The 20052-nt window shown below is 64.9% G+C and carries 11 protein-coding genes; 7 read left to right on the top strand and 4 right to left on the bottom strand.

Going from position 1 to position 20052, the window contains the following annotated elements; translation table 11 throughout:
- The first annotated feature begins 9 nt into the window (after positions 1 to 9).
- The 5 genes from treS to treY are packed head-to-tail and all read left to right on the top strand — an operon-like array spanning position 10 to position 12061.
- The gene (gene treS / locus AC0L3X_RS08005) at positions 10 to 3300 is read left to right on the top strand and encodes a maltose alpha-D-glucosyltransferase (protein WP_063981402.1); all 3291 of its coding nucleotides are present in this window, start codon (positions 10 to 12) and stop codon (positions 3298 to 3300) included.
- Positions 3293 to 5440 carry a 1,4-alpha-glucan branching protein GlgB gene (glgB, locus tag AC0L3X_RS08000; protein ID WP_063981401.1) on the top strand — a complete coding sequence of 716 codons (2148 nt, stop codon included), beginning with the start codon at positions 3293 to 3295 and terminating at the stop codon, positions 5438 to 5440. The genes treS and glgB overlap by 8 nt, the downstream gene beginning before the upstream one ends.
- A gap of 3 nt (positions 5441 to 5443) precedes the next feature.
- Positions 5444 to 7522: a glycogen debranching protein GlgX gene (gene glgX, locus AC0L3X_RS07995; RefSeq protein WP_063981400.1), complete on the top strand. Its 2079-nt coding sequence runs from the start codon at positions 5444 to 5446 to the stop codon at positions 7520 to 7522.
- Positions 7519 to 9273, top strand: a complete 1755-nt coding sequence (treZ, locus tag AC0L3X_RS07990) for a malto-oligosyltrehalose trehalohydrolase (protein WP_063981399.1) — start codon at positions 7519 to 7521, stop codon at positions 9271 to 9273. The genes glgX and treZ overlap by 4 nt, the downstream gene beginning before the upstream one ends.
- 1 nt (position 9274) lies before the next feature.
- Positions 9275 to 12061 (top strand): malto-oligosyltrehalose synthase, encoded by a 2787-nt coding sequence (gene treY, locus AC0L3X_RS07985; RefSeq protein WP_063981398.1) that lies wholly within the window; start codon positions 9275 to 9277, stop codon positions 12059 to 12061.
- A 3-nt stretch (positions 12062 to 12064) separates the two neighbouring features.
- Here treY and AC0L3X_RS07980 read toward each other — a convergent pair whose 3' ends face one another.
- A complete protein-coding gene (locus AC0L3X_RS07980; RefSeq protein ID WP_063981397.1) occupies positions 12065 to 12382 on the bottom strand; it encodes a polyhydroxyalkanoic acid system family protein in 318 nt (105 codons plus the stop codon).
- 182 nt (positions 12383 to 12564) lie between these two features.
- On the opposite strand from AC0L3X_RS07980, the gene AC0L3X_RS07975 reads away from it, so the two are divergent.
- Complete coding sequence (locus AC0L3X_RS07975) at positions 12565 to 12729, top strand: DUF3309 family protein (RefSeq protein ID WP_007595743.1); 165 nt, start codon at positions 12565 to 12567, stop codon at positions 12727 to 12729.
- Positions 12730 to 12823: 94 nt separating this feature from the next.
- Here AC0L3X_RS07975 and ligD read toward each other — a convergent pair whose 3' ends face one another.
- Positions 12824 to 15490, bottom strand: coding sequence for a DNA ligase D (gene ligD, locus AC0L3X_RS07970; RefSeq protein ID WP_354131754.1), 2667 nt, complete (start codon positions 15488 to 15490; stop codon positions 12824 to 12826).
- Between the two features lie 117 nt (positions 15491 to 15607).
- Here ligD and ku point away from each other — a divergent pair, with 117 nt between their 5' ends.
- Positions 15608 to 16492, top strand: coding sequence for a non-homologous end joining protein Ku (ku, locus tag AC0L3X_RS07965; protein WP_063981395.1), 885 nt, complete (start codon positions 15608 to 15610; stop codon positions 16490 to 16492).
- A 140-nt stretch (positions 16493 to 16632) separates the two neighbouring features.
- Here the strand turns inward: ku and AC0L3X_RS07960 are convergent, their stop codons facing one another.
- Positions 16633 to 17322 carry a response regulator gene (locus tag AC0L3X_RS07960; RefSeq protein ID WP_063981394.1) on the bottom strand — a complete coding sequence of 230 codons (690 nt, stop codon included), beginning with the start codon at positions 17320 to 17322 and terminating at the stop codon, positions 16633 to 16635.
- Complete coding sequence (locus AC0L3X_RS07955; protein ID WP_063981393.1) at positions 17319 to 20042, bottom strand: sensor histidine kinase; 2724 nt, start codon at positions 20040 to 20042, stop codon at positions 17319 to 17321. The genes AC0L3X_RS07960 and AC0L3X_RS07955 overlap by 4 nt, the downstream gene beginning before the upstream one ends.
- Positions 20043 to 20052 lie beyond the last annotated feature (10 nt).

The following is a 20052-nucleotide window of genomic DNA, read 5'->3' as shown; positions in this document are numbered from 1 at the left end:
GATCACGCCATGAATGTTTTGTCTTCCGTCGACACCCAAAAAGCCGAGGCAGCCGAGATCGTGGATGAACTCTGGTACAAGGACGCCATCATCTACCAGCTCCACGTCAAGGCGTTTGCCGACAGCAACCATGACGGCATCGGCGATTTCGCCGGACTGACCGAGAAGCTGCCCTATCTCCAGGAGCTCGGCGTCACCGCGCTGTGGCTGCTGCCGTTCTATCCATCGCCAGGACGCGACGACGGCTACGACATCGCCGACTACGGCTCGGTCAATCCTGATTTCGGGACGATGAAGGACTTCAAGCGCTTCATCCAGGAAGCGCAGAAGCGCGGCCTGCGCGTCATCACCGAGCTCGTCGTCAATCACACCTCCGACCAGCACAAATGGTTCAAGCGCGCGCGCCGCAGCCATCCGGGCTCGAGCGCCCGCAACTGGTATGTCTGGAGCGACACCGACCAGAAATACCAGGGCACGCGGATCATCTTCACCGACACCGAGAAGTCGAACTGGACCTGGGACCACGAAGCCGGGGCGTTCTACTGGCACCGCTTCTTCTCGCACCAGCCGGACCTCAATTTCGACAATCCGCGCGTGGTCAGCGCCCTGATCCAGGTGATGAAGCGCTGGCTGGATGCCGGCGTCGACGGATTCCGCCTCGACGCCATCCCCTATCTCTGCGAACGCGACGGCACCAACAACGAGAACCTCCCCGAGACGCATGCGATCATCAAGCGCCTGCGCCAGGAACTGGACTCCTACTCCAAGGGCAAGCTGCTGCTGGCCGAGGCCAATCAATGGCCGGAGGACGTGCAGGAATATTTCGGCCGCGGCGACGAGTGCCACATGGCCTACCACTTCCCGCTGATGCCGCGCATCTACATGGCGATCGCGCAGGAAGACCGCTTTCCGATCACCGACATCTTGCGCCAGACGCCGGACATTCCCGCAAGCTGCCAATGGGCGCTGTTCCTGCGCAACCATGACGAGCTGACGCTGGAGATGGTCACCGACGTCGAGCGCGACTATCTCTGGACCACCTACGCCAACGATCCCCGCGCCCGCATCAATGTCGGCATCCGCCGGCGGCTGGCGCCGCTGATGGACAATGACCGCCGCAAGATCGAGCTCATGAACTCGCTGCTGCTGTCCTTTCCCGGCACGCCGATCATCTATTACGGCGACGAGATCGGCATGGGCGACAACATCTATCTCGGCGACCGCAACGGCGTGCGCACGCCGATGCAGTGGAGCCCGGACCGCAATGGCGGCTTTTCCCGCTGCGATCCCGCCCGTCTCTACGCGCCGCTGATCATGGACCCCGTCTACGGCTACGAGTCGGTGAACGTGGAGGCGCAGTCGCGCAGCCTGTCCTCGCTGCTCAGCGCCACCAAGCGCCTGATCTCGGTACGCAAATCGACCCTCGCCTTCGGCCGCGGCACCATGACCTTCATCCGCCCGGCCAACCGCGCCGTGCTGGCCTATGTCCGGCAGTACAACGACGAGGTGATCCTGTGCGTCGCCAACCTCTCGCGCGCAGCCCAGGCGACCGAGCTCGATCTGTCGCCGTGGAAGGACCGCATTCCGCAGGAGATGCTCGGACGCACGCGTTTTCCGCCGATCGGCGAGGTGCCCTACATGATCACGCTGGGGCCTTACGGCTTCTACTGGTTCCAGCTCACCGAGCGCAACAAGTCCGAGCCGGTGACGCCGCGCGCGGTGCCTGAGTTCGAGACGCTGGTGGTGCCGGTCAATTCGACCTGGGTGTCGCTGGCGCGCGAGCGCGGCGTGTTCGAGCACGAGGTGCTGCCAGGCTTCCTGTCGCGCACGCGCTGGTATCCCGAGCAAGATCCCAAGCAGATCAAGCCGACGCTGACCTCGGCGGTGCCGTTCTGCGACATCGGCGACAACAGGCCCTGGATCGCGATCTTCGAAACCCCGCAACAGGATGCCACGGCGCGCTACGTGCTGGCGATGCAGATCGAATGGGTGCGCTTCGACCGCGAACGCTTCAACCCGAAGGCGCTCGCCGCCGTGCGTCAGGGCGCGCGCGAGGGTACGTTGCTCGACGTCGCGACCGAGCAGATCTTCATCGGCCTGTTCCTGCGCAATCTGTCGCAGAACCTGGTGGTGGAAGAGAACAATCTGCGCCTGGAGTTCAAGGCGACCAGCCGGTTCGCCGATTACATCATCAAGGAGCCCGAACGCATCCGCGCCATCGAGCAGTCGAACAGCACGGCGCTGGTCGACAACCAGTACGTCGCCAAGATTTATCGCCAGCTCGAAGGCGGCATCAATCCCGAGATCGAGATCGGCTCCTACCTCACTGACGTCGCGCACTTTGCCAATACGCCGGCGTTGCTCGGCAGTGTCGAGCTGGTCGAAGGCGATCGAAGCAGCGCGGTCGGCGTGCTGCACGCCTATGTCGAGAACCAGGGCGACGGCTGGACCGTCACCACGGGTTATCTCGACCGCTATATCGACGAGCAGCGGTTGGCGCCGATGAGCGAAGCGCCCCGAGAGACCCAGGAGCAGGCGCCTTATCTGCACTTCATGGCGCAGATCGGCCGGCGGCTCGCCGAGCTGCATGTCGCTCTCGCCGCCGCAAGGCCCGATGATCTCGCGCCGGAGCCGATCGGCCCCGCGCATGTCGAGCGCTGGGCATCCGAGCTCAAGGCACGGGCCGAGCGGATCTTCGAACGGCTGGCCGACAGCCGCGACGGCCTGCGCGAGGCCGACCGGCCTCTGATCGACCAGCTCGTCGCGGTGCGCACGACCCTGCCCGACCACCTCTATGCACTCTTGCCATCCGACATCGGCGGGTTGAACATCCGTCATCATGGCGACTTCCGCCTCGGGCAAATCCTGATCGTGAAGGACGATATCTTCATCATCGACTTCGACGGCAATCCGCATCTCGCGCTGGCCGACAAGCGGCGCAAGGCACCGGCCGCACGCGACGTCGCCGGCCTGATCCGCTCGATTGAGCTTTCGGTTAACACAGCGCTCGGCCGCGCGCTGACGGGCGCATCCGACGAGCAGGACCGGCTCACGACCGCACTCGGCGAATGGCGCGAACGCGCCGCCGCGACATTCCTTAACGCTTACCGCGAAGCCATGACCGATCGCCGGCTGTGGCCGGAAGATCGGCAATCCGCGGAAGGCCTGTTAAGGTTTTTCCTGCTTGATCAAGCCTTCGACGAAGTAGAGTACGAGCTGTCCCACCGGCCTGAGGGGCTCCGCGCGCCGCTGACCGGACTGCTTCGCATTCTGTCCAATGAGAGCGAAGCCCATGCCTAAACTGCCAGCCGAGGCCTACGCGATCATCGAGGGCCGCCACTCCGACCCCTTCCATTATCTCGGGTTGCATCCCGAGGGCGGCAAGAGCGTGGTGCGCGCGTTCCTCCCCGAGGCCACCAATGTCGAGGCGGTGGGCGAACATGGCGAGGTGGCGAAGCTCGATCGCGTCCACGCTTCGGGCCTGTTCATCGGCGCCTTGCCGAACGGCTCGAAGCGCTATCAGCTCCGCGCCAGGTTCGGCGACAACATCGTCGAGTTCGAGGACGCCTATCGCTTCCCGCCGATCCTGACCGATTTCGATCTCTATCTGCTCGGCGAAGGCACCCATCAGCGCCTCTACGACAAGCTCGGCGCGCATCCGATGCGGCTCGAAGGCATCGACGGCATCGGCTTCGTCGTGCTGGCGCCGAATGCGCGGCGCGTATCCGTGGTCGGCGATTTCAATTTCTGGGACGCGCGGCGCCATCCGATGCGGGTCCGCGGTGCCGGTTATTGGGAGCTGTTCATCCCGCACGCCAAGGCCGGCGACCACTACAAGTTCGATATCATCGGGCCGCACGGCCATCAGGTGCCGCTGAAGTCCGATCCCATGGCCTTTGCGAGCGAGGTGCGGCCGAAGACGGCTTCCATCGTGTTCGACGAGGCACATCTCGCACGCCCGCGCCCGGCGCCGGATGGCATCAACGCGCTCTCGGCGCCGATGTCGATCTACGAGGTCCATCTCGGCTCCTGGCGGCGCAAGAACGGCGGCGAATGGCTCACCTATCGCGAGCTGGCCGAGCAGCTGCCGGCCTATGCCCGCGACATGGGCTTTACCCATCTCGAATTCCTGCCCGTCAGCGAGCATCCATTCGACGGCTCCTGGGGCTATCAGCCGACCGGCCTCTATGCGCCGACCAGCCGCTTCGGCGGGCCTGAGGATTTTGCCGCGCTGGTCGACGCCTGCCATCGCGAGGGCGTCGGCGTGCTGCTCGACTGGGTGCCCGGCCATTTCCCCGACGATCCGCACGGGCTCGGCAGCTTTGACGGCACCTCGCTCTACGAGCATGCCAATCCGCTCCAGGGCCGCCACCTCGACTGGGGCACGCTGATCTACAATTACGGCCGCACCGAAGTGACGAACTTCCTGGTGTCGAATGCGCTGTTCTGGCTCGAGCGTTACGCGATCGACGGCCTGCGCGTCGATGCGGTCGCCTCCATGCTCTATCTCGACTACAGCCGCCCGCCGGGCGCCTGGATTCCGAACCAGTATGGCGGCCGCGAGAACATCGAAGCGATCGCGTTCCTGCGCCGCTTCAACACCGAATTGTACGCGCGCTTCCCGCAGGTGACCACGGCGGCCGAGGAATCCACCGCGTGGCCGCAGGTCTCGCGCCCGGTCGAATTCGGCGGGCTCGGCTTCGGCTACAAGTGGAACATGGGCTGGATGCACGACACGCTGAACTACATCAGCAAGGATCCGATCCACCGCAAGCATCATCACGGCGATATCCTGTTCGGCCTGCACTACGCCTTCTCGGAGAACTTCATCCTGCCGCTGTCGCATGACGAGGTCGTGCACGGCAAACGTTCGATCCTTGGCCGCATGCCCGGCGACGAATGGCAGCGCTTTGCGAATTTGCGCGCCTATTACAGCTTCATGTTCGGCCACCCCGGCAAGAAGCTACTGTTCATGGGCGCGGAGATCGCGCAAAGCCGCGAATGGAATCACGACCAGTCGCTCGACTGGCACCTGCTCGAATACAAGTACCATTCCGGCATCCAGGCGCTGATCCGCGACCTCAACCGGCTCTATCGCGCGGTGCCGGCGCTGCACCAGATGGATTGCGAACAGGGCGGATTCGAATGGCTGATCACGGATGACGCCAACCGCAACGTGTTCGCCTGGCTGCGCAAGGGATTCGACGAGCACGCACGGTGTCTCGTGATCATCAACTTCTCGCCCAACGTCTATCGCAACTATCGCGTCCCCGTGCCCTTCGCCGGCAAGTGGAAAGAGGTGTTCAATTCGGACTCCGCCCATTACGGCGGCACCAATGTCGGAAACATCGGCGAGGTTCATGCCGCTGGCGGCAAGGTGCCCGAGCTTCGCCTCACCATTCCGCCGCTCGCCGCGATCTTTCTCGTTCCGGAAAGCTGACCGATGCGCCTGACTGCTGGATCGCCCGCACGCCTTGGCGCAAGCTGGGACGGACGCGGCACCAATTTCGCGTTGTTCTCCGCCAATGCGCAGAAGGTCGAGCTGTGCCTGTTCGACACGCAAGGAAGGCGCGAACTCGAGCGTGTCGAGCTGCCCGAGCGGACCGAGGACGTCTGGCACGGCTATCTCAATGACATCTCGCCGGGCCAGCTCTACGGCTATCGCGTGCACGGCCCCTACGAGCCCGAGCACGGCCACCGCTTCAACGCCAACAAGCTGCTGCTCGACCCCTACGCCAAACGGCTCGCCGGGCGGCTGGTCTGGAGCGATGCCCATTTCGCCTATCGCACCGGTTCGCCGCGCGAGGACCTCTCCTTCGACCGGCGCGACAACGCGCGCGGCATGCCCAAGGCGGTCGTCGTCGACGAGACCTTCAACTGGGGCCGTCGCGAGATCCGGCCCAACATCCCCTGGGAAGACACCATCATCTACGAGGCCCACGTCAAGGGTCTGACGCAGAAGCGCGACGACGTGCCGCCGAATTTGCGCGGCACCTATGGCGGCCTGTCGTCGCCGGCGATGATCGAGCATTTGAAAACGCTCGGCGTCACCACCGTCGAGCTGCTTCCGATCCACAGCTTCATCGACGACCGCATTCTGGTCGAGAAGAAGCTCGTCAACTACTGGGGCTACAACACGCTGTCCTTCTTTGCGCCCGAACCGCGCTACGCCCAGGACAATGCGCTCGATTCCTTCCGCACCACGGTCGCGCGCCTGCACGATGCCGGCATCGAGGTGATGCTCGACGTCGTCTACAACCACACGGCCGAAGGCAATCACCTCGGTCCGACCCTGTGCTACCGCGGCATCGACAATGCCTCCTATTACTGGCTGAACCGCGAGAACCCGCGCTATTACGACGACTTCACCGGCTGCGGCTCGTCGGTGAACCTCACCCATCCGCGCGTGCTCCAGATGGTGATGGATTCGCTGCGCTACTGGGTCGAGGTCTGCCATGTCGACGGCTTCCGCTTCGACCTCGCCACCACGCTCGCGCGCGGACCGAACGGCTATGATCGCGGCAGCTCGTTCCTGACGGCGATCCGGCAGGACCCGGTGCTGGCGGCGGTGAAGCTCGTCGCCGAACCCTGGGATCTCGGGCTCGGCGGCTACCAGGTCGGCGCATTCCCTTCCCAATGGTCGGAGTGGAACGATCGGTATCGCAGCGCCATGCGCCGCTACTGGAGCGGCGAAGGCAGCCTGATTGGCGACATCTCCAGCCGCATGACAGCCTCATCCGACCTGTTCAACCATGACGGACGGCGACCGCGCGCCGGCATCAACCACATCACGGTGCATGACGGCTTCACGCTCGCCGACCTCTTCAGCTACAACGAGAAGCACAACGAGGCCAATGGCGAGGACAATCGCGACGGCTCCAGCGACAACCACAGCAACAATTGCGGTGTCGAGGGTCCGACCGACGATCCCGAGATTCTCGGGCTGCGGCGGCAGCTTCGCAAGAACGTGCTGGCCTGCCTGATGCTGGCGCAGGGCGTTCCGCTGATCCTGGCCGGCGACGAGGTCGGCAATTCGCAGTCCGGCAACAACAACGCCTATTGCCAGGACAACGAGGTCGGCTGGGTCGGCTGGGACAATCTCGGCAAGGACGGCGACGACATGGTCGATTTCGTCGCCGGGCTCGCCGAGATCCGCCGCCGCTTCTCGCAACTTCGCAGCCATCGCTGGCTCGACGGCCGGCCCAAGGACGGCGTCTCCTACGGCGCGCTGTGGCTGACGCCCGCCGGCGACGAGATGACGGAGAACGACTGGAAATTCCCGGAAGGGCGGTTCCTCTCCTATGTGATGGGGCCGATGGAACCGGGGAGCGCCGCGATCTTTATCGTACTGAACGCCGCCCCCGAAGAGATCGCATTCAAATTGCCCAAAATGGCCGAGTACAAAAGCTGGCAGCAGATCCTGAATACCACCGATGCCAGACCGAACAGTGTTGATCTGCAGCCCGGAAGCGACAGCAAGGCGCCGCCGCGCTCCGTGCTCGCCTTCGCGGGGGCGCTATGAGACCATCGTTCGGGGCGAGGCCGACCAAGGACGGCGTGTCGTTCCGGCTGTGGGCGCCCGGCGCTCGCCGAGTCGATCTCCTGCTCGACAGAAGACACGCGATGCAGCGCCGGCAGGATGGCTGGTATGTCGCCGAGATTGCCGGCCTGCCCGTCGGAAGTCCCTACCAGTTCAGGATCGACGACGAGATCGACGTGCCCGATCCCGCATCCGCCTTCCAGCCGGACGACGTTTTTGGCCCGAGCGAAGTCGTCGATCATGATGCCTTCGCGTGGCGCGCGCGCGATTGGCGCGGACGTCCCTGGGAAGAGACAGTGCTGATCGAGACCCATGTCGGTACCTTCACGCCTGAGGGCACCTACCGCGCCATGATCGACAAGCTCGATCATCTCGTTGCGACCGGGATCACTGCGCTGGAATTGATGCCGCTGGCCGATTTCGCCGGCCGCCGCGGCTGGGGCTATGACGGTGTGCTCTGGTACGCGCCCGACAGCGCCTATGGCCGGCCCGAGGACCTGAAGACACTGATCGACGAGGCGCATCTGCGCGGGCTGATGGTGTTTCTCGACGTCGTCTACAATCATTTCGGCCCCGAGGGGAATTATCTCGGCCGCTATGCGCCGGCCTTCTTCACCGATGCGCATACGCCCTGGGGCAGCGCGATCGATTATCGCGTGCCGCAGGTCCGGGCCTTCGCGGTCGAGAACGCGCTGTCCTGGCTCACCGACTACCGCTTCGACGGCCTGAGACTGGATGCCGCCAATCACATCATGGCGATCCCGGGCGAGCAGTCGATGTTGCAGGATCTCAGCGTCGCCGCCGGCGAGCTTGCCAAGGCCACCGGACGGCACATCCATCTCGTGCTGGAGAACGGCGACAACCGCGCCAGCCTGCTCGATGCCGCGCAGGATCCGCCCAACGGCAAATATCGCGCGCAGTGGAACGACGATTATCACCACGTCTGGCACGTGATGCTGACCGGCGAGCTCGCGGGCTATTACGCCGACTACCAGACGCCGCGCATGGATCTCTCGCGCGCGCTCGCGTCGGGCTTCGTCTACCAGGGCGAGATCTCGGAGTTCTGGGGCAAGAAGCCGCGCGGCGAGGCGAGCGGCGAGTTGCCGCCGGCGACCTTCGTCAACTTCCTGCAAAACCACGACCAGATCGGCAATCGCCCGCTGGGTGAGCGGCTCGAGAGCCTGGCATCGCCACGGCAGATCGAAGCCGCGCTCGCGGTGACCCTACTCGCACCGATGGTGCCGATGCTGTTCCAGGGCGAGGAATGGGGCTCCACGGTGCCCTTCCCGTTCTTCTGCGATTTCCAGGGTGGCCTTGCCGATGCCGTGCGCAAGGGCCGTAAGCAGGAATATGCCTGGGCCTACGAGAAATACGGCGACGAGGTCCCCGACCCACTCGATCCCAAAACGCCGCAATCAGCCGTGCTGGATTGGACCGGCCACACGCCGGAGCAGGATGCGCGGCTCGCGCTGGTGCGGGAGCTGCTCGCGCTGCGTCACAAGGAGATCGCACCGCGGCTGAAGGGTGCGAGGTTCGGCGATTCCGAGACGGCCGATAGCGGCCTGCTCACCGCGCATTGGCGCATGGGCGATGGCACGACGTTGCGCCTGACCGCCAATCTCTCGGACAAGGACATCGCACGTCCCAGCGACGCGACAGGCACGCCGATCTGGGGCTCTGTCAGCGGCGATCGGCTCCCACCCTGGTCGGTGATCTGGCATCTCGGAGGTTAGCATGCCTCCTGCCATACCTCTTGCGACCTATCGGCTTCAGCTCACCGCGGATTTCGACTTCGACAAGGCCGCCGCGGTCGTGCCTTACCTCAAGGCACTCGGGATCACGCATCTCTACGCCTCGCCGGTGATGAAAGCGCGCAAGGGCTCGACCCACGGCTACGACACCGTCGATCACAGCCAGTTCAATCCCGAGCTCGGCGGCGAGGCCGGCTTTGCTCGATTGAGCGATGCCCTCACGCAGCACGACCTCGGCCTCATCATCGACTTCGTGCCGAACCATGTCGGCGTGCACTTTGCCGACAATCCCTGGTGGCTCGACGTGCTGGAATGGGGCCAGGCCTCGCCGCATGCAGTTTCCTTCGACATCGACTGGGATCAACTGGCCTATCGCGCCCGCGGCGGCGTGCTGCTGCCGATCCTCGGCTCGCCCTATGGCGAGGCGCTGGAGCGCGGCGACATCGAGCTGCGCTACGATGCCGATGAAGGCAGTTTTTCCGCCTGGTATTTCGAGCATCGCCTGCCGATCGCGCCGGAACGCTATGGCGAAATGCTGCGCGTGATCGTGAAGGAAGCCGACGCCGCCGAGACCGAGGCCGGCAAGCGCCTGCTCGCGCTCGCGGCCCGCTACACCGGGTTGCGTCGCCCCAACCGCAGGGAAGCACCCGGCTTCAAGGCGGAGCTCAAGGAGATCGCAGGCAGCGCCGACATCATCGTACGCGGCCTCGCTACCTATCGTTCCGCCAAGGATCGGCCGGCACAGACGCTGGCGCTGCATCATCTGCTGGAGCGCCAGCACTACAAGCTCGGGCACTGGCGGCTCGCCTCCAGCGACATCAACTATCGCCGCTTCTTCGACGTCAACGGGCTCGCGGGCCTGCGCGTCGAGGACGCGAGCACGTTCGCCGCCACGCACCGGCTGGTGAAGCAGCTCATTGCCGACGGCAAGCTGCAAGGCATCCGTCTCGATCACATCGACGGCCTGCGCGATCCCGCACAATATTGTCAGCGGCTGCGCCGACTGGTGCGCGACGCGCAAGGCAACACCAAGCCGTTCTATACCGTGATCGAAAAGATCCTGTGCGAGCACGAGCGCCTGCCGCGTTTTGCCGGCGTTCAGGGCACCACGGGCTATGAGTGGATGAATGTCATCACTCAGGTTCTGGTCGACGCGAAAGGGCTGGAGGCGCTGAACGAGACCTGGCGGCAGATCAGCAACCGCCCGCCGCGGCTGGCTCCTTACGTCAAGGATGCCAAGCGGCGCGTGCTGGAGACGCTGCTGACCAGCGAATTCACCGTGCTGACCCGACTGCTCGCGCGCATCGCCAACGGCCACTACTCGACCCGCGACTTCTCCGCCGACAGTCTGCGGCAGGCGCTCGAATTATACGTGCTGCATTTCCCGGTCTATCGCACCTATTTGACGCATAGCGGCCCGACCGCGCTCGACCGCAAGCTGATCGACGACACCATCGAACGGGCCCGCGCGGAATGGTTCGCCGCGGATGAAGGCATCTTCGACTTCCTGCACGATGCGCTGACCATGGACCTGCTCAAACCCGGCCGTCCCCCGCACAGCGCCCCGCGGGTGCGCCGCTTCGCGCTGAAGGTGCAGCAGTTCACGGGACCGATGATGGCGAAGTCGCTGGAGGACACCGCGTTCTATCAATTCCACCGGCTGCTCGCCCTGAACGAGGTCGGTGGCGATCCCGCGAGCAACGGCCTCACGGTGCCCGCCTTCCACGAGGCCATGCGCGCGCGTGCCAACGAATGGCCGCAAGGGATGACGGCGACCGCGACCCACGACACCAAGCGCGGCGAGGATGCCCGCGCGCGCATCGCGGCGCTCAGCGAGATTCCCGGCGAATGGACCAGCGCGGTGGCACGCTGGAAGGTGCTGAACGCGCCGCACCTCGCGCTCGACGGCAATCTGCGCGCGCCGTCGGCGACGTTCGAATACATGCTCTACCAGACCCTGCTCGGCGCCTGGTCGCTTGGGGAGACAGCCGATGCCGGCTTCGTCGAGCGCATCCAGGCCTATGCGCTCAAGGCCGCGCGCGAGGGCAAGGAGGAGACCAGCTGGCTCAACCCGCACGAGGCCTATGAGAACGGCGTCGCGAGCTTCATCGCGAAGATCCTCGATCCAGCGCAATCCAGCGAGTTCCTGGAGGCGCTGCAAACCCTGGCACGCCGCGTCGCGCTGCTCGGCTCCTTGAACTCGCTGAGCCAGCTCACACTCAAGGCGACTCTGCCCGGCGTGCCCGACTTCTACCAAGGCACCGAATACTGGGACCTGTCGCTGGTCGATCCCGACAACCGCCGCCCGGTGGACTTTGCCGCGCGGCAGACGGCGCTGATGTCACTGGAAGCGCCGGACTGGCGCGGGCTGATCAAGACCTGGCCGAACGGCCAGCTCAAGCTGGCCTGGACGCGGCACCTGCTCAAACTGCGCAACGAAGTCGCCGATGTGTTCGCCCAGGGCGAGTATCAGCCGCTACAGGTCCGGGGCGCGCACGCAGACCACGTCATCGCCTTTGTCCGCCGACACGGCCGCACGGCTGCGATCGTCGTGGTCGGGCGCCAGTTTGCGCCGTTCACGCAAGAGGGCCGACAATGGCCCGCGTTCGAGGGTGTTGACGCGACGATCGACATCACCGGCTACACCGGGCCGGGCTTTTCCGGCAATCAATTGCCGCTGGCGCAAGCCTTCCGGGATATTCCCGCTGCGGTCATCGAAGCACGCGCCGCAAGCAGTGCGAGACCCAGGCAACAGCGCGCTCGTAGCTGACGGCTACTTGCCCCCGTCCTTGGTCAGCAGCAGCTGCCCGCGCTTGTGGATGGTCGCCTGCGCCATCTCGGCGAAGCGCTGCAACAGCCACGGCAGCACTACCTCAACCTTGACGTGGTCGTCTGCGACATCGACCTGACCGCTCGCGATCTGCCCGAGCGCGCGGATGCGAAAATTCATGCTGTCGCCGTTCCAGCGCTCTTCCTCGACCTGCATCACGGGAATGCTGGCTGCGGCGCGGCCGAGCCCGGTCTTGAGCCGGCGCACGGCTTCCTCGCGGCCGAGACGATGCGGAATGGAGACGACAAGCGGTGCTGACATGGCGCTGCCCTGTGGTGACTGATCCTTACATAGTCATGCCGCCTGGACTGGCAAAGGTTCCATGCAAGTTCGCCCCGTTCGCCGTGTTTCATCGTCGGAACTATAGAACCTGCGGCAAGTTGCCCTCGCACCACGGGACAGGTGCAAACGACCCTTTCAACAAAGGGCTGGAGGAGACTAGCATGTCTATCGGTACGATCATTCTGATCATTTTGGTCATCGCGCTGCTCGGCGGCTTTAGCGGCATCGGCGGCGGCCCGTTCTACGGCACCGGCTATTATGGCGGCGGCGGCCTCGGGCTCGTCATCGTCATCCTGCTGATCCTGCTGTTGCTCGGACGGATCTAGCGGCGGCCTCGTAGGGTGGGCCAAGGCGCAACGCGCCGTGCCCACCTCTTCGCCGCAATAAGAAAGATGGTGGGCACGCTTCGCTTTGCCCACCCTACTTCTTCTTCTCCGCGAGCTTCTTCATCGCGGTCTTTATTGACGAAGCCGACTCGTCATAGCCATCCCAGGCTTTCGAGCGCGCCAGCAGACCCGGCACCGTCCGCACCGTGTACCGCTTCGGATCGAGATCGCCCTTCACCTGCGCCCACGTCACAGGCATCGACACGGTCGCGCCATCGCGCGCACGGGGTGACAGCGGAGCTACCGCCGTCGACAGGCGATCGTTGCGCAAATAATCCAGGAAGATCTTTCCGTTGCGCAGCTTCTTGGACATGTTGAGCAGATAGCGCTCGGGATCGTCGTCGGCCATCCACTGGCAAACGCCTTGCGCGAACGCCTTGGCCTCCTTCCAGCTCACCTTGTCGCGCGCGCCATGGAGCAGCGGCACCACCACGTGCAGGCCCTTGCCGCCGGTGGTCTTGCAAAAGCTCTCCATGCCGACGTCGGTGAGGCGCTGCCGCATCTCCTTGGCGGCGTCCACGACATCGGCAAATTTGACGTCCGACGCGGGATCGAGATCGAACACCAGCCGGCCCGGCGTATCGTAGGCGTCCGGGGCACAATTCCAGGGATGCAGCTCGACGCCGCCGATCTGCGCGACCGCGGCGAGCCCCTCGACGCGATCGATCTGCAGGTACGGCTTGCGATCGCCCGAGACCTTCGCGAGCTCCAGCAGGTTCGACGTGCCCTGCATGGCATGGCGCTGGAAGAATTTTTCGCCGCCGATGCCATCAGGCGCGCGCAGGATCGAACAGGGCCGGCCCTTGATGTGCTCGATCATCCAGGCGCCGACGGCCTCGAAATAGAGCGCGAGATCGAGTTTTGTGACGCCCTCGCCGTCGCCGCCATCCGGCCACAGCTCCTTGTCCGGCTTTGAGATGACGACACCCATCACCTCGGCCGTGCCGGCATCCTTGCGCTTGCCTGCCTTCGGCACGGCACGCTTCCTGGCCGAGGGCTTTGCGAGTTCGGTATCGGCGGGTGTTTCCACCTCGACCTCCTCAGCCGGCTTGTCCTGCCGCAGGCCCTTGAAGGCGGCCTGGCGGATATTGCCGTCGGCGGTGAACCCGGCGAACTCGATCTCGGCGACGAGCTCCGGCTTCAGCCAGTGCACGTCGCGCGTCTTTTTCGGTGCGTTCTTGCCGCCGAAGGGGCTTTGCCTGGCCTCCATGGCCTTCAAGGACGGCATGATGCGCTTGACCGTGTCCGCGCCGAAGCCGGTGCCGACCATGCCGACGAAGGCAAGATGATCGCCGCGGTGCACGCCGGCCATCAGCGAGCGGAATTTACCGTTGGTGGTCTTCCAGCCGCCGATCACGACCTCATGGCCGGCGCGGCATTTGGCCTTGGTCCAGCTTTCCGTTCGCCCCGAACGGTAAGGCGCATCGAGCTTCTTCGACACCACGCCTTCGAGCTCGAGTTTGCAGGCCGATTGCAGCACGGCATCGCCGCTGCTCTCGAAATGCTCGACATAGCGGATTTGGCTCGATTTCTTCTTGCCTGCGTCCAGGACTTGCCTGAGGCGGTCCTTGCGCTCGCCGAGTGGCAGGCGCCGGCAATCGAGCCCTTCGGCGAACAGGAGATCGAAGGCAAAGAAGATCAGGTCCTCGGTCTTGCCGTCCGACAGCGCGGCCTGGAGCGCGGAGAAATTCGGCGCGCCGTTGTGATCCAGCGCGACGATCTCGCCGTCAATCATGGCGTCGGGAAGCTCGCCCGCCTCCTTCGCGATGGCTGCGAACTTGTCGGTCCAGTCGAGGCCCTTGCGCGTCTTCAGCGTCGCCTCGCCGTCCTCGACGCGGAGCTGGACGCGATAGCCGTCGAACTTGATCTCGTGGCACCAGCCATCGGCCGCCGGCGGCCGCTCGACCGGGGTACAGAGCTGCGGCGCGACGAAGTCCGGCATCTCCGCGACTTTCTTCGCGTTTGTCGCGGTCGTCGCGTTTTTCTTTGCGCCCGTCCCGCGCTTCAACGCCGCACCGGGCGCCGGCCTCACGGTGCGCCCTTTCGGCTCCTCGGCACGATTGGACTGCCAGACCGCATCGGCCTTGGCCTTGGCGCCCTTCGCCAGCATGAACGGTTTTGGTGCGCGACCCTTGCCATCGGCGATCTCTGCCATCGCGCGGCCGGAGGCCACCGACTTGTCCTCGCCGAGAATGTCGTCGCTCTCGCTGGCATATTCGTCGCGATGCTTGATCAGGAGCCAGTTGGTGCGCTTGCCGCCGGTGCGGTCATGCCTCATCCGCACCAGCACCCAGCTGCCATGCAACTTGTCGCCGTGGAGCGTGAACTTGAGGTCGCCCTTCTGGAAGCCGCGCTCGGGATCCTCGGACTCCCAGGTGCCGCGGTCCCAGAGCATGACCGTGCCGCCGCCATACTGCCCTTCCGGAATCGTGCCTTCGAAATCGCCATAGTCGAGCGGATGGTCCTCGACCTCGACCGCCAGCCGCTTGTCATGCGGATCGAGCGAGGGTCCCTTGGTGACCGCCCACGACTTGAACACGCCGTCGAACTCGAGCCGCAGATCATAGTGCAGTCGCGTCGCATCGTGCTTCTGGATCACGAAGCGCCGCTGCGCCGATGGCGCCACCGCGGTCTTGCCCGACGGCTCCGGTGTCTTCTCGAAATCGCGTTTCTGTCGGTAGGTGGAGAGTTTTCGCAGCACGACCGGTCCCGCATTCTCTTTCGGCGTTGAAGCCTATCACGGCGGAAGTCCCACCCGGAACCAAAACCCGATGGGGCTGTTGGGGTTCCAAAATGCCTTGAAACGCTGGAGAACGGAATGGCCCCGCGCGCCTATTGGAAGGGAACGTTAAAGCTCTCGCTGGTCAGTTGCCCGGTCGCGCTTTATCCGGCGACCACCGCGGCCGAGAAGACGCGGTTTCACATGATCAACCGCGAGACCGGACACCGGCTCAAGCAGCAGATGGTGGACTCCGGGACCGGTGACGTGGTCGAGAGCGGCCAGAAGGGACGCGGCTACGAGCTGCGCAAGGGCAAATATGTCGAGATCGAGCCGGAGGAGCTCGAGGCGGTCCAGATCGAAAGCAACCATACCATCGACATCGAGAGTTTCGTGCCGAGCGACGAGATCGACCAGCGCTATCTCAATCATCCCTATTATATCGCGCCCGACGGCAAGGCTGCGGTCGATGCCTTCGCCGTGATCCGCGACGCCATGAAGGACCAGGACCGCGTGGCGCTCGCCAAGATCGTGCTCACCAACCGCGAGCACATCATAGCGATCGAACCGCTCGGCAAGGGCCTGCTCGGCACCACGTTGCGCTTCCCCTATGAGCTGCGCGACGAGGACCAGTTCTTCGACGGCATCAAGAGCCCCAAGATCACCAAGGACATGGTCGAGCTCGCCGGCCACATCCTGCGTACCAAGGCCGCACATTTCGACCCGAGCAAGTTCAAGGATGAGTACGAGACCGCGCTGAAGGCACTGGTGAAGCGCAAGGCCAGCGGCAAGACAATCGAGCTGCCGGAGCGCGAGGAGCGGCCGAGCAACGTCGTCAGCCTGATGGACGCGCTGAAGCAGAGCCTGAAGGGACGCGGCAGGAAGAAGACGGCGGCGAAGTCCCATGCGCGTCGTGCGACGGGGCGGCAGCGCAGCGCGAAGAAGACGCAGCGCTCGACGGCGCGGCAGAGGAAGGCGGGGTGATTTCGCCGCGCGACCCACTCTCTGCCCTCATGGCGAGGAGGCGCGAAGCGCCGTCTCGAACCATGCAGGCCTCGCTGCTGCAGCCGGGCCTTCATCCTTCGAGACGCGCGTTCCGCGCTCCTCAGGATGAGGATCGAAAGCTAATCCCCCGCCTTCAGCCGGTACCCGATCCCCGTCTCCGTCAGCACATATTGCGGGCGTTCGGGGTCGGCTTCGATCTTCTGGCGGAGCTGGCGGACATAGACGCGCAGATACTGTGCGTCGGTGAGCTCGTCCCAAAGCTCCTTCAGCAAGAAACGATGGGTCAGCACCTTGCCGGCGTGCTGCACCAGCACGCGCAAAAGATCGTACTCCTTCGGTGACAGCTTTATCTCGCGCTCGCCGACCTTGACCATGCGACGCACGAGATCGACGGAGAGATCGCCGGTGCGGAACACCGGACGCTCGCCCTTGACCTGGAGCTGGTGCCGCAGCGCCGCGCGCAGGCGCGCCAACAGCTCGTCCATGCCGAACGGCTTTGTCAGATAATCGTCGGCGCCGAGATCGAGCGCCTGCACCTTGCCGGCCTCGTCGCCGCGGCTCGACAGCACCACGATCGGCACGCCCTCGTTGCGGCCGCGGATGGTGCGCAGCAATTCGTGGCCCTGGATGTCGGGCAGGCCGAGATCGAGAATGATCAGCGCGGGTTCTTCCGCGAGCTTCTCGAGCGCGGTCTTTCCGTTCGACGCTTCCAGGATTTCGTAGCCTTGCGTCGAGAGTCCCATCCGCAGCAATTTTCGGATTGGCGGCTCGTCGTCGATGACCAGAACCTTGATCGGGGCGGCGCTCATGCGGCGGTATCCAATGCGTGGGTCCGTGCCGGAACGGGCAGACGGATGGTGAGGATCGCGCCGCTGCGGTCGCCGCGGTTGGCGGCCGAAATCGTGCCCTGCATCGCCTCGACGAAGCCGCGGGAGATGGCGAGCCCCAGCCCGGTGCCGGGACGGACATGGTCACCCTTCTGCACGCGATAGAACTTGTCGAACACGCTCTCGAGCTCGTCAGGCGGAATGCCGCCACCCTGGTCGGCGATCTCTAGCACAACATGATTCCCCTCGCGCCGGCTGCGGATCGAGATCGTTGTATCGGGCAGCGAATATTTCGCGGCATTGTCGAGCAGATTGAACAGCACTTGCTCGAACAGCACGGCATCGAGCTGAAGCATCGGCAGATCGGCGGCCAGCACCAGTTCCACCTTGTGGGCCGTCAATATCTTGCTCGCACGCCGCAGCGCGCTGCCAACGATCTCGCCGAGATCGTGCAGTGCCGCGTTGGGCACGATGGCGCCGGATTCGAGCTTTGTCATGTCGAGCAGATTGGCGATGAAGCGGTTGAGCCGCTCGGACTCGTCGATCACGGTGGCGAGCAGATCGCGCTTCTCGGTGTCGGACAAGGCACCGGCGAGATCGCGCATGGTCGAGGCCGCACCGAGCACGGAGGCGAGCGGCGTCTTGAGATCGTGCGAGATCGAGGTCAGCAGCGCAGAGCGCAACCGCTCGGATTCGACGGTGCGCTTGACGCGATCCACGTCCTCGACCAGCAGCACGCGCTCGATTGCCAGTGCGCCCTGGTCGACGAGCGCATCGAACAGCCGGCGCTGGTCCGGGGTCAGCAGCGGACCGGTCCGATCATTGTCGATGCCGATGACGCCGATCGGACCACGCCCGGTGCGCATCGGCAGGAACAGCCGCTTGGCGCCGGGAAGCGTGTCCGAGCCGCGGCCGGCGGGACGATCGTTGCTCCAGGCCCAATTGGCGGCGGCGAGATCGGCCTGGTCGATCTGGTCCTCGGGCGGATAGCCGGACTTCACCGTGAGCAGCCCTTCCTCCGGCAGCAGCAGGACCACGCGAACCTTCAGCATCAGCGCAGTTTGATAGGCCGTTGCCCAGAGCACATCGTCGAGCGTGCCGGTGCCCGTGAGCTTGCGGCTGAACGCATAGAGCTGCTCGGTCGTGCGGATGCGGCCGAGCGCGGTGTCCGCCTGCGTGCGCACCCGCCCGGCAACGTTCGACACCACGAACGCGATCAACATGAAAAAGAAGAACGCTGCGACATTGGTCGGGTCGGTAATCGTGAAAGTGTAGACCGGCGGCAGGAAGAAGAAGTTGTACGCCAGCGACGCCGCGACGCTCGCAAGGAGCGACGGCCACAACCCGTAGCGAACAGCCACGGCAACAACCGCGGTCAGGAACATCAGGTCGACGTTTTCGATGCCGAAATACGGCTTGATGGCCACCGCTGCGGCAAGGCCGAGCGCGGTGATCCCGAGCGCCTTCAAATAGGGACGTGCATCAAACGCCTCTGCCCGTGCCGCCGTCTGGACCGCCGTCTTCGGCGCCGGCTCGGCCGCGAGCTCATCGCCGGGAATGACGTGGACGCTGATATTGCCGGCACTGCGCACGAGATCATGCACGACGGAGCCGCGCGTCAGTTCGAACCAACGCGAGCGCGTCGATTTCCCGATCACGATCTGGGTGACGTTGTTGCCTTGCGCGAAGTTGATGACGTCGTCGGCGATGCGGCGGCCGACAGCGGGAATGGTCAGCGCTTCACCGCCGAGCGATTCGGCAAGCCGCAGCGTATCGGCGAGACGGTCGCGCTCCTCGTCCGAAAGCTGGAGCGACCGCCGGGTCTCGATCGAGATCGCGGTGAATTGCGCATGCAGCCGGTCGGCCAGCCGCTTGGTGTAGCGCACGAGCCCGGCCGCGCGCGGATCCTCGCTGATGCAGACGAGGATACGCTCGCCCGCGGCCCAGGGGCCGGCGATGGCATTCGCCTGCATGTGAGTGAGAAGCTGCTCGTCGACCCGCTCGGCCGTACGCCGCAGCGCCAGTTCGCGCAGCGCGGTCAGATTGCCCGGCGAGAAATAGTGCTCCAGCGCCCGCTCGGCCTGCTTGGGCACATAGACTTTGCCCTCCCGCAGCCGCTGGATCAAATCGTCGGGCGTGAGGTCGATCAGCTCGATCGCATCGGCGCGGTCGAAGACCGAGTCCGGCACGGTCTCGCGCACCCGCACATGGGTGATCTGGGCGACGACGTCGTTCAGGCTCTCGATATGCTGGATGTTGACGGCGGTGTAGACGTCGATGCCGTGGGACAGCAGCTCCTCGACGTCGAGATAGCGCTTGGGATGGCGGCTGCCGGCGGCATTGGTATGAGCGAGCTCGTCAACCAGCGCGATCCGAGGACGGCGCTCGATCACGGCATCGAGGTCCATCTCCTCGACGCTCTGGCCGCGGTAATCGAACCTCTTGCGCGGCACCACCTCGAGCCCGCGCACCAGCGCCTCGGTCTCGGCGCGGCCATGGGTCTCGACAAAGCCGACCACCACGTCGATGCCCGCGTTGCGCCTGGCATGGGCGCTTTGCAGCATCTCGTAGGTCTTGCCGACGCCGGGGGCGGCGCCGACGAAGATCTTCAGCTTGCCGCTCGCGCTCTCCTCCCGGCGCGCGGCTTCAAGCAGCGCCTCAGGGGACGGACGTTGTTCGGGATCGCGGCGCTCTCGGACCATCAGGCCAATA

The sequence above is a fragment of the Bradyrhizobium sp. MI1.7 genome (genome assembly GCF_055811795.1).
The sequence above is the reverse complement of the archived record's forward strand: the minus strand, read 5'-3'. Positions and strand labels throughout refer to the sequence as shown.

Bases quoted from the DNA above. Each gene is read 5' to 3' on its own strand.
- treS (WP_063981402.1), top strand. From the start codon at position 10: ATGAATGTTTTGTCTTCCGTCGACACCCAAAAAGCCGAGGCAGCCGAG.
- AC0L3X_RS07955 (WP_063981393.1), bottom strand. From the start codon at position 20,042: ATGGTCCGAGAGCGCCGCGATCCCGAACAACGTCCGTCCCCTGAGGCG.
- AC0L3X_RS07980 (WP_063981397.1), bottom strand. From the start codon at position 12,382: ATGTCAGCACCGCTTGTCGTCTCCATTCCGCATCGTCTCGGCCGCGAG.
- treZ (WP_063981399.1), top strand. From the start codon at position 7,519: ATGAGACCATCGTTCGGGGCGAGGCCGACCAAGGACGGCGTGTCGTTC.
- glgB (WP_063981401.1), top strand. From the start codon at position 3,293: ATGCCTAAACTGCCAGCCGAGGCCTACGCGATCATCGAGGGCCGCCAC.
- AC0L3X_RS07975 (WP_007595743.1), top strand. From the start codon at position 12,565: ATGTCTATCGGTACGATCATTCTGATCATTTTGGTCATCGCGCTGCTC.
- AC0L3X_RS07960 (WP_063981394.1), bottom strand. From the start codon at position 17,322: ATGAGCGCCGCCCCGATCAAGGTTCTGGTCATCGACGACGAGCCGCCA.
- ku (WP_063981395.1), top strand. From the start codon at position 15,608: ATGGCCCCGCGCGCCTATTGGAAGGGAACGTTAAAGCTCTCGCTGGTC.
- glgX (WP_063981400.1), top strand. From the start codon at position 5,444: ATGCGCCTGACTGCTGGATCGCCCGCACGCCTTGGCGCAAGCTGGGAC.
- treY (WP_063981398.1), top strand. From the start codon at position 9,275: ATGCCTCCTGCCATACCTCTTGCGACCTATCGGCTTCAGCTCACCGCG.